We start from the raw sequence: 8,787 nt of genomic DNA, 5'->3' as shown, positions 1-8,787 counted from the left end.
GTGTCATCGATTGCACACAAACGGAACACGATTCCACGGAAATCCTTACACTACCGAACACCGTTGGAAGTATTTTTGAGTTACTTAGATGAAGCAGTTTTGTCTAGCTTAATTTGACAAATCAAACAATCATAAAAGGTGTTGAGCGGAAGAAAATCATTCTTTCGCTCTTAATTTTTAGGGAGGATTTTTTCATGATTGAAATCAAAAATTTAGAAATTAAGTATGATGATTTTGTAGCAATCGATAATATAAGTTTTACTATTGAAGAAGGTGAGTTTTTTACTTTGCTTGGACCTTCAGGATGTGGAAAGACGACAACACTACGTTCAATAGCAGGTTTTCTTACTCCCAGTCAAGGAGAAATTAAAATTCACGGAAATAATATTATTCCGATTCCAATTGAACAAAGAGACATAGGAATGGTATTTCAATCCTATGCGTTATTTCCTACGATGACAGTTTATGACAATATAGCATACGGGTTAAATGTTGATAAGCTACCGAAACAAGAAATTCAAGTAAAAGTAGATGAGTTAGCAAAGCTAGTTGAACTAGATCAAAGTCACCTTCATAAGAATGTTTCTGAACTTTCAGGTGGACAACAGCAAAGAGTAGCCATTGCTCGTGCCTTAGCAAAAAATCCTAAAATTGTCTTATTTGATGAACCACTTTCAAATTTAGACGCTAAATTACGTAAACAATTAAGAAGTGAATTGAAACGAATCCAAAGTGAGACAGGGATGACAGCAATTTACGTGACACATGACCAAGAAGAAGCTCTTGAATTATCCGATCATATAGCAGTTTTTAATAATGGAAAGATTGATCAAATAGGAACGCCAGAAGAAATCTATAATCAATCAAAAACGGAATTCGTTTGTAAATTTATTGGAGAAGCAAATATAGTTGGAAATGAATTGATGTCTAAGATCAATGAACAGCTTGGTGAAAATCAACAGTTTGATTTATCAAAAAAACATTATATTCGGGAAGAAAAAATCAAATTGTGGCGCACTAATAGCGAGGAAGATTCAGTAGCGTTAAAAGCGACAGTTTCTCATATACAATTTGCAGGAAAATTTTTAACTTATACATTAAAAAGTTTTGGGACCATTTTTAAAACGATTGAAAAGCAAGATGGGAATCAGACAGATTTTGCACAAGATGAAGTAACAATATTTATACATCCTAAAGATATTCTGGAGTACGAGGTGAGTTTATAATGGCATCAGTTACAAGAAAGAAGAATTTTTTACAGCTACTCCCAATGATATTGTTAATTCTATTTATATTATGGTTTTTATTAACTTTTTTATTTAATCCTATATTTACGATAATGAAAGATACATTTTGGGTAGATCGACAGTTTACAACAGATGCGGTGTCGAAAATATTGCGTTCGAATAGGGCTGTAACAGCGGTTATGAACTCTGTGATTTTAGCAATTGTGTTAACTTTTACAATAAATATTGTAGGTACCTTTATTGTTTTGGTGACAGAATACTTTGATATAAAAGGAGCCGCTATTTTAAGAATTGGCTTTATGTCGACACTCGTTTTTTCGGGCTTAGTATTAAACAATGGTTATTTATATGTTTACGGACAGAATGGTATTTTAACAAAGTTACTGCTCTCAATTAATCCCAATCTTGATCCACAATGGTTTACGGGATTTCCAGCAGTAGTGTTTGTAATGACTTTTGCCTGTACATCAAATCACATGTTGTTTTTGAGAAATGCTGTAAAAGGATTGGATAGTAGTGTCATTGAAGCAGCAGAAAATTTAGGGAGTAGCCAGTGGCAAATATTAAAGAGTGTTGTCATTCCAATGTTGAAGCCTGTACTAATTACACTGACAATCATGTCATTTCAAATTGGACTGAGTGCGATGTCAGCACCTCTAATGGTAGGTGGAAGTTTCCAAACAATTTCACCTCTAATATTGACATTTTCTCAACGCCCAGCTTCCCGTGACATCGCTGCTTTACTTTCACTAGTTTTAGGTTTAGCTCAGATCGTATTACTAATCGTGATGACATACAACGAAAAAAAAGGGAATTACTTATCAATTTCTAAAACAAAAACGAGACTAATAAAACAAAAAATTAACAATCCAATATTAAATACTGTAATTCATATAATTGCATATGTTCTATTTATAATTTATGTTCTTCCTTTAATATTAGTAGTATTGTTTAGTTTTATGGATACACAAGGCATTACACAATCAATATTATCGATGGACTTCTTTACATTAGAGCATTACCAAAGTATTTTGAGTGATGCAGGCAACTTACAACCTATATTAACCAGTTTTACATTCTCTGGTATTGCGGCTGTTGCTTCTGTAATCTTCATGTTAGTTATAGTCCGTTTAGTTATGACTCATCGAAAAAATAATTTTTTCGAAGGTATTGAGTTAGCATTTTATATACCTTGGTTACTACCAACATTACTAATCGCACTAGGAGTAATTCTAGCTTACGATGAACCGTCTGCTTTGCTTTTTGGTAATTTAGTAGTCGGAACATGGTGGGTATTACCAGTTGTATATTTAATTATGATGCTACCCTCAACTTTAAGGTATTTGAAGAGTGCATACTACTCTTTCGATCAAAACCTAGAAGATGCCTCACGCGTACTTGGTTCATCAGGTTTCAGGACATTTTGGCAAGTAATATTTCCAGCTTTATTACCAACAGCCTTAGCCTTAATTGCTTTGAATTTTAACAGTTATTTAGCAGATTATGATTTATCCGTTTTCCTATATCAACCAGGGAGACCGACGCTAGGGATTGCCATTAGGGAAAATGCAGCACCTGGAGCAAACGTTGATGCAGTTGCTGTAAACTTAGTTTACTCAGTGCTATTAATGGTTGTGAGTTCATTAGTACTTTACTTTGTTTATGGACGAGGTACACGAGTTGGGGAGAAACGAAGTGGTTTCGTAAGAGCATCGAATAGAAAACGAGGCAGAAAATGATAAATAATAGATTTCAATACCACTTAAACAAGTATCCTTTTTTAATAATGTCTCATCGTGGCTTTTGGGGAGGCAATATTATTCAAAACACAACTCAATCTGCTCAATTAGCTTATGCAGCTGGAGCTGATATTGTAGAAATTGATATTTGTCGATCCAAAGATGGAGTTTTTTATCTCTTTCATGATGGTGGGGAGTTAGACTTATTAGGTATTAACAAGCCTTTTTGGAAATTTAATTCTGACTTTATAGATAGCGCTTCGGTGTTAAATTCATTAGGTAACCCATCAGGTTATCGAATACAAAGGTTGTCTGAATTTTTATCATGGCTCCCGAATGATAGATTAGTTAATATTGATCGTTCATGGCATTATTGGGAAGATAAATCATTTTTTTCACTGATACACAATTCTGGGAAAAGTAAATCTCTTTTACTCAAAAGTCCAGTCAATAATAGGTGGCTTACTTCATTCGAAAGAAACGCCGGTGATCTTGCTTTTATGCCAATTGTTAAAAGCCACGAAGATGTAATAAGTGTATTAGGATATGACAATTTGAACACAGTTGGAATGGAATTAGTTGTAAAATCAGTCGATAGTGAATTATTAGATAAGAATTTTATTAAAATACTCAAAAACCATGGGTTCTTTTTGATGGCAAATGCTGAGAAACTAGGTGAAAATTTCAATTTATTTGCCAACTTTGATGATGACATGGCATTACTTGATTCATTAAATTCTGGTTGGGATGCATTTATTTCTCGGAACATCGATGTTATACAAACTGATTGGCCGAATTTCTTGACCGACTATCGGATTAAGATTGAAAAAAATGACAAATATTTGGAAGAACAAGAGAGTTTTAAAGATTACAACGGCCTAGTTGATCCACAAAAGTTACGCCCACTACTTGGGGAAAGTTATAGCAACCAAGCTGCTTTTAAATCAGTAGTTGATTTAGTGAACGAGTGGCAAATGAAAAGAGCATTAGCTGAGTTAACTAAACTGGAAAAGTCAGAAACGACAGCCATTGATGCATTAAGATTCAAAGCGGAAATATATTTTGTCTATGAAGCACATTCAACTTTAATGAAAGTTATTGATAAGCTTCTAGGGGTTGAACCAGATGATTTACAAGCGCTTTGGTTAGGAGCAATTAGTCGAATAGCCAATAATGAACAAGAAGAAGCTCAAGTTTATATAGAAAAATTATTAAACTATCATCCAAAATGGGCTGAGAAATTACAAAAATATTTAGAAATAATTTCTGAGTACTCAAACTTAAAGCATGTAGTTTCCGATTTAGAAAAATTAAACTCATTAGATGTGATTGCAATTTATGGATATGGATTAACTGATAAAGGAGAAATTCCACGTATTCTAGAAAATCGGCTCCTAAAAGGTTTGGAATTATCACAAGCTTTCCCTGAAGCAAAAGTGATAGTGAGTGGTGGTGCAGTCACAACACCGTTTAATGAAGCAGAAGCAATGACATCCTTTTTAATTGAACATGGTGTGTCTAAAGAGCGTATAATTATGGAGCCTTTAGCGAAAGATACCGTTGGAAATAGCGTTATGATAGCTCCAATATTAAAAGAATCACGTTTTGAAAACTGTAGTGTAGTTACTTCGGTGACACATTTACCTCGAGCAATTTTGAGTTTAATCGGAGCTTTAGATTCCGTAGATTATACTTTAGATATTTACGGCTCTTCAGCTGAAGAGATGATAATTGATATACCACAAAATGAAAGACGCTTAACTTATAGTACTCTGTTTAGAGCCTTGGAACTATATACTAAAAATGATTTGGAAAGTGTGAGATTTAATGACAGTAACTTTTAATGAAGAAGGAAAATTTCGTATTGCTCAGGTAACGGATGTTCATTTAAATCATTATCCTTTTGATGACAATGATGAACAAATTTTATCTGATATATTTAATGCAATTCAACATATTCAACCGGATTTAATAATGATTACAGGAGATTTTAGTAATAGTTATAATAATCCAGAAGAACTTGGAATAATGACTGGCTTTTTTGAATTTCTTAATAAGTTTGATATACCAAAGGCAATCACTTATGGAAATCATGATACAGAATTTGAATTGAGCCGACAGGACGCAGAAAAGTTGTTTAACAAAGTCGTTAAAAATAAAGTAATTCGAAAACATGAAAAAATAGTAGGAGATTTAACTCAATATGTCATTGAAGTTAATGATGCGAGAGGCTTTTTAAATCGCGTACTCTATGTAATGGATACTGGACATGTGGCTCCGGGCCCGATGAAGACTAATGATTGGATTTTACCAAAACAAGTAGAGTGGTTTAGAGAAGCGAGCAAGGAATATAAAGCGCTCAAAGATAATCTGTTATTTATTCATATTCCTATACCAGAATACTTGAGAGCAAAGGATCAAATTGTTAGTGGCACTTTATTGGAACCAGATCAATTGATATCAACAAGTCGAGTAAATACAGGGCTATTTTCTGAATTACTTTTTTCAGATCAAATATATGGAGTGTTTTGTGGACATAACCATTTGAACAACGCAGAACTGCTTTGGGAAGGAATTCATCTTTTCTATGGAATGTTTAGTGGTAAAGAAGAGAAGGCTGGGGATTTTCGTGGTATACGATATATCGATTTAGCTACTGATGATTCAGTTCAATCTGAATGTGTATTTTATAAAGATTTGTAATAAGTGAGCCTGCTTTGTAGCAGGCTTTTTTCATTATAGAAATTTTGAATGAAAAGGGTAGTATTGTGGGTTGTGGGGCGTCGTGAGCTAGCACCACGCTACGCAAGCTCATTTTCGGACCGTCGCGGAGTTCACGACGCACCGCACCAAGTCGTCATATTCTATTTTCCGAGGCGCTGGGCGTATATTTTTCCGCAATACTTGGTATAATAGGTATAGAATGCAAGTTAGAGAGGTTTTTATATGGTAAGAATAGGGGTAGTTGGCAGTATTTCCACGGATTTTGTCGTAGAGGCGAGTCGCCGGCCTGAGCAAGGTGAGACGGTTTTTGGAGATTCATTTGAAACATGTTTTGGTGGTAAAGGTGCGAACCAAGCAGTGGCGTCTGCGCGTTTAAGTGCCGATGTATCAATGATTGGCGCAGTTGGCGATGACGAGTTCGCGGATCGTTTAGTGACAAATTTAAAAAATGAAAACATAAATACAGACGCAGTTCAAAATGTGAGCGGTGTGCCTTCCGGATCGGCGATCATCACTTTAGTTGAGCGAGACAACTCGATTATTTACGTTGCTGGTGCAAATGACGAGGTCAAGCCAGAAGATATTTCAAAAGCGCTAGTGAAAAGTTTTGATATTGTGCTTGTTCAAAATGAAACACCAGTTGAAACCATTGAGCAATTAATTGATATGTGTAATGAAGTTGATACGCCAATTATACTCAACCCTGCACCCGCACGTGAAATGAGCGAAGCTTACATTGCTAAAGTAGACTATCTGACTCCGAACGAATCCGAGTTCAAGGTGCTATTTCCCGAGGAGACGATGGAAAATATTTTACAAAAATATCCTAATAAAATTATCGTCACTTTAGGAGCTGAAGGAGCGGTCTTCTTCGACGGAAAATCACGTCAGTGGATTCCGGCGGTTGATGTGCCGGACGTGGTCGACACAACTGGAGCGGGTGACACATTCAATGGGGCGCTAGCGTTTGGAGTAGCTTCAGGCTTGGCTTTAGAAGAGAGTGTGCAGTTTGCGAATTTAGCTGGCTCGCTTTCAATCACTAAAAAAGGCGCCCAAGCAGGGATGCCGACCTTAGAAATAATGCGAGAACATAAAGAATTTAACACAAAATGGAAATTTGGAGGAGAAAAATAATGACAATTAAAAAAGTAAGTGACTCACGTGTGGTGCAGACGCACTTGATTATGCCTGGGGACGGGAACCGTCACAACACACTTTACGGCGGAAATTTAATGCGCATGATTGATAACGTATCAGCGATTAGTTTCACAAGACATACGCGTTCCCTTGGTGTAACTGCTTCGATGGATGTTTTGAATTTTATTAAACCATTACCCGTATCGAATTCGGTGTGCATCGAAACGATCGTCTCGGGTGTTGGCAAACGCTCAGCAGAAATTTTCGCGAAAGTCATCGGAGAGGATCTAGCAACCGGCGAACGCTATTTAGCTGCCACAGCCTTTTTAACATTTGTGGTCGTGGACGAAAATGCGCCAGACATCCCGCAACTTGAAGCGGAGACTAAAGAAGAGCGCTACATAATGAAAGGTTACGCAGAGCGTCGTAAGAAACGTTCAGAAGATCGCCTGGCAGATCGTGAATTTCAAGAAAATATTTCAATTGAATTCCCTTGGGGATAAGAAAATAGAGTCAAAGCACAACTGCTTTGGCTTTTTTATTTGGTTGCGGGGCGTCGTGAACCGGCACGACACTCCGTAAATTGACTTGCGTAGCGTCGTTTTGACTCACGACACTCCGCATTCGCGAATACGGCGCATCGTACTCACCCACGACGCTCCGGAAACTGATTTGCGGTACGTCGTACCAGCTCACGACGCACCTTAACCAGCTTAATCCAAATTTATTTCAAAAATCTGCAAATAAAATAATGGAAATGCCCATTTTTTACGTATGTATATATAAAAGAAAAATATACTGGAGGTAAACACATGGACAAACCGTTTGAATTGCAATTTTATGAATGCTTAAATGAAAGGTGCGAACTACCGACTTCTGTCAAAAACAGACTAGCCAGACAACAAGTCGGTTACGAAGGACACTTAGATTTTATTAATATACTGAGGGATAATCTCCCCGGACATTTTGTAATATTAAATGATATTTTCTATAAATTGCCTTATAAATTTACTCAAATTGATACGATTTTAATTACAGTTCATGCGATTTACCGATTTGAAGTGAAAAATCTACTCAGTGAATTTACGTATAAGGAAGGTTTTTGGTACCGAAAAGGTGAGCGACTGTCGCGCAACTTCTTTACCCAAGTCAAACGAGCGGGAGAAATTTTTGAGGAAATTATTCAAAATGATGGACTTTATTTGCCTGTGGAATCGCAACTGGTGTTTATCAATGAGGACGATACGGTTAAAATTTTCGATCAGGAAAATGTCAGCCCCTATTTAATGCGGTGGGAACTGCGATCATATTTGAAAAAAGTGGTTGAAGATAGCCGAGGAGGTTCGATGAATCCGAAAGAAGTCGCAAAGTACTTAATGAGCAAAGCAACTGAAGGGCATTTAGTCAGTGAGGTGATGGACAAGAAATTGCGCGCCTTAGCGCGGAGTGGTATCCTGTGTGAAAATTGTGATAGCTGGCGAGTAGATGTGATATCGCGACGCTATCATATATTGTGTAAAAATTGCGGGCGCCAAGAACCAAAACAAAGAGCGGTTCTGCGCACGATTTGTGATTATGGCGTTTTGTATTACGAATGGCCACTGACGAAAAGTTCGGTGACTGAATTTATTGGCGAACCAAGTCTGGAGTATATTATTAAGCGGACTTTACGAAATTATTTTGAATTACATTCAAAAGGGAAGGCATCCACTTATGTCAACCCGGCAAAACGCATGAAGTTTGCCTTTAAAGATGAGGAATTTAGATATTATTCAAAATAGGGCGTCGTGAAGTCGCGCGATGCTCCGGAAACTGATAAAGCCCATATAATTGTGTAAAAGTAAAAAACCATAATAATCTCTTTGGTACAATGTAGTTGACAGACAAACATTGAAAGGAAGATTATTATGGCTCAATTAAATATTACCTTAAATTTAGAA

The 8,787-nt window shown here is 36.5% G+C and carries 7 protein-coding genes and 1 pseudogene; all 8 read left to right on the top strand.

The annotated features are described in order from the left end of the window. Positions 1-117: pseudogene (locus ACEN4N_RS10525) on the top strand (IS30 family transposase); the annotation flags it as partial. Positions 118-194: 77 nt separating this feature from the next. Next, complete coding sequence (locus tag ACEN4N_RS10520; RefSeq protein WP_407094197.1) at positions 195-1,226, top strand: ABC transporter ATP-binding protein; 1,032 nt, start codon at positions 195-197, stop codon at positions 1,224-1,226. 113 nt (positions 1,227-1,339) lie between these two features. Continuing rightward, the gene (locus ACEN4N_RS10515; protein ID WP_407094196.1) at positions 1,340-2,986 is read left to right on the top strand and encodes an ABC transporter permease; all 1,647 of its coding nucleotides are present in this window, start codon (positions 1,340-1,342) and stop codon (positions 2,984-2,986) included. Continuing rightward, positions 2,983-4,830 (top strand): ElyC/SanA/YdcF family protein, encoded by a 1,848-nt coding sequence (locus ACEN4N_RS10510; RefSeq protein WP_407094195.1) that lies wholly within the window; start codon positions 2,983-2,985, stop codon positions 4,828-4,830. Before ACEN4N_RS10515 ends, ACEN4N_RS10510 begins: the two co-directional genes overlap by 4 nt. After that, entirely contained in the window at positions 4,814-5,689 is an 876-nt protein-coding gene (locus ACEN4N_RS10505) for a metallophosphoesterase (RefSeq protein ID WP_407089677.1), read from the top strand. Before ACEN4N_RS10510 ends, ACEN4N_RS10505 begins: the two co-directional genes overlap by 17 nt. Before the next feature lie 243 nt (positions 5,690-5,932). Beyond that, positions 5,933-6,844, top strand: coding sequence for a ribokinase (gene rbsK / locus ACEN4N_RS10500; RefSeq protein WP_407089676.1), 912 nt, complete (start codon positions 5,933-5,935; stop codon positions 6,842-6,844). Further along, the gene (locus tag ACEN4N_RS10495) at positions 6,820-7,350 is read left to right on the top strand and encodes an acyl-CoA thioesterase (protein WP_407089675.1); all 531 of its coding nucleotides are present in this window, start codon (positions 6,820-6,822) and stop codon (positions 7,348-7,350) included. The genes rbsK and ACEN4N_RS10495 overlap by 25 nt, the downstream gene beginning before the upstream one ends. 309 nt (positions 7,351-7,659) lie before the next feature. Then, positions 7,660-8,628: a nuclease-related domain-containing protein gene (locus ACEN4N_RS10490; RefSeq protein ID WP_407094194.1), complete on the top strand. Its 969-nt coding sequence runs from the start codon at positions 7,660-7,662 to the stop codon at positions 8,626-8,628. The last annotated feature ends 159 nt before the right edge of the window (positions 8,629-8,787 follow it).

The organism is Ruoffia sp. FAM 20857, assembly GCF_045528645.1.
GTDB classification, from domain to species: Bacteria; Bacillota; Bacilli; order Lactobacillales; family Aerococcaceae; genus Ruoffia; species Ruoffia halotolerans.
This window is presented reverse-complemented; position numbering and strand designations above follow the sequence as displayed.

Bases quoted from the DNA above. Each gene is read 5' to 3' on its own strand.
- ACEN4N_RS10520 (WP_407094197.1), top strand. From the start codon at position 195: ATGATTGAAATCAAAAATTTAGAAATTAAGTATGATGATTTTGTAGCA.
- ACEN4N_RS10515 (WP_407094196.1), top strand. From the start codon at position 1,340: ATGAAAGATACATTTTGGGTAGATCGACAGTTTACAACAGATGCGGTG.
- ACEN4N_RS10510 (WP_407094195.1), top strand. From the start codon at position 2,983: ATGATAAATAATAGATTTCAATACCACTTAAACAAGTATCCTTTTTTA.
- ACEN4N_RS10505 (WP_407089677.1), top strand. From the start codon at position 4,814: ATGACAGTAACTTTTAATGAAGAAGGAAAATTTCGTATTGCTCAGGTA.
- rbsK (WP_407089676.1), top strand. From the start codon at position 5,933: ATGGTAAGAATAGGGGTAGTTGGCAGTATTTCCACGGATTTTGTCGTA.
- ACEN4N_RS10495 (WP_407089675.1), top strand. From the start codon at position 6,820: ATGGAAATTTGGAGGAGAAAAATAATGACAATTAAAAAAGTAAGTGAC.
- ACEN4N_RS10490 (WP_407094194.1), top strand. From the start codon at position 7,660: ATGGACAAACCGTTTGAATTGCAATTTTATGAATGCTTAAATGAAAGG.